Here is a 1,872-nt window from a genome sequence, read left to right as displayed (position 1 = left end):
GTATAAAGCCGCCATGCGTATGCTGCCTGCACAGTTCACCGACGTGGCCACGCAGCTTGCAGGCGGGCAAAGTCCGTGGCTGATCCTGCTGCAACAGGGGGGGCAGGTGAAGGACTCCTTCGGCGGGATGATCCCCATGTTCAGGGGGCTTGCCGGTGCGATCACCCTGCCGATGGTGGGGGCCACCTCGCTGGCGGTGGCGACCGGTGCGCTGGCGTATGCCTGGTATCAGGGCAACTCAACCCTGTCCGATTTCAACAAAACGCTGGTCCTTTCCGGCAATCAGGCGGGACTGACGGCAGATCGTATGCTGGTCCTGTCCAGAGCCGGGCAGGCGGCAGGGCTGACGTTTAACCAGACCAGCGAGTCACTCAGCGCACTGGTTAAGGCGGGGGTAAGCGGTGAGGCTCAGATTGCGTCCATCAGCCAGAGTGTGGCGCGTTTCTCCTCTGCATCCGGCGTGGAGGTGGACAAGGTCGCTGAAGCCTTCGGGAAGCTGACCACAGACCCGACGTCGGGGCTGACGGCGATGGCTCGCCAGTTCCATAACGTGTCGGCGGAGCAGATTGCGTATGTTGCTCAGTTGCAGCGTTCCGGCGATGAAGCCGGGGCATTGCAGGCGGCGAACGAGGCCGCAACGAAAGGGTTTGATGACCAGACCCGCCGCCTGAAAGAGAACATGGGCACGCTGGAGACCTGGGCAGACAGGACTGCGCGGGCATTCAAATCCATGTGGGATGCGGTGCTGGATATTGGTCGTCCTGATACCGCGCAGGAGATGCTGATTAAGGCAGAGGCTGCGTATAAGAAAGCAGACGACATCTGGAATCTGCGCAAGGATGATTATTTTGTTAACGATGAAGCGCGGGCGCGTTACTGGGATGATCGTGAAAAGGCCCGTCTTGCGCTTGAAGCCGCCCGAAAGAAGGCTGAGCAGCAGACTCAACAGGACAAAAATGCGCAGCAGCAGAGCGATACCGAAGCGTCACGGCTGAAATATACCGAAGAGGCGCAGAAGGCTTACGAACGGCTGCAGACGCCGCTGGAGAAATATACCGCCCGTCAGGAAGAACTGAACAAGGCACTGAAAGACGGGAAAATCCTGCAGGCGGATTACAACACGCTGATGGCGGCGGCGAAAAAGGATTATGAAGCGACGCTGAAAAAGCCGAAACAGTCCAGCGTGAAGGTGTCTGCGGGCGATCGTCAGGAAGACAGTGCTCATGCTGCCCTGCTGACGCTTCAGGCAGAACTCCGGACGCTGGAGAAGCATGCCGGAGCAAATGAGAAAATCAGCCAGCAGCGCCGGGATTTGTGGAAGGCGGAGAGTCAGTTCGCGGTACTGGAGGAGGCGGCGCAACGTCGCCAGCTGTCTGCACAGGAGAAATCCCTGCTGGCGCATAAAGATGAGACGCTGGAGTACAAACGCCAGCTGGCTGCACTTGGCGACAAGGTTACGTATCAGGAGCGCCTGAACGCGCTGGCGCAGCAGGCGGATAAATTCGCACAGCAGCAACGGGCAAAACGGGCCGCCATTGATGCGAAAAGCCGGGGGCTGACTGACCGGCAGGCAGAACGGGAAGCCACGGAACAGCGCCTGAAGGAACAGTATGGCGATAATCCGCTGGCGCTGAATAACGTCATGTCAGAGCAGAAAAAGACCTGGGCGGCTGAAGACCAGCTTCGCGGGAACTGGATGGCAGGCCTGAAGTCCGGCTGGAGTGAGTGGGAAGAGAGCGCCACGGACAGTATGTCGCAGGTAAAAAGTGCAGCCACGCAGACCTTTGATGGTATTGCACAGAATATGGCGGCGATGCTGACCGGCAGTGAGCAGAACTGGCGCAGCTTCACCCGTTCCGTGCTGTCCATGAT

General features: G+C 59.1%; 1 protein-coding gene. It reads left to right on the top strand.

Going from position 1 to position 1,872, the window contains the following annotated elements; genetic code table 11:
* Window positions 1-1,872, top strand: a 1,872-nt coding sequence (locus J5M71_RS25820; RefSeq protein WP_207838248.1) for a phage tail tape measure protein, incomplete at both ends; no start/stop codon positions are given.

This window comes from Pseudomonas sp. 43(2021), assembly GCF_017490805.1.
Classification (GTDB): Bacteria; Pseudomonadota; Gammaproteobacteria; order Pseudomonadales; family Pseudomonadaceae; genus Aquipseudomonas.
The sequence above is the reverse complement of the archived record's forward strand: the minus strand, read 5'-3'. Positions and strand labels throughout refer to the sequence as shown.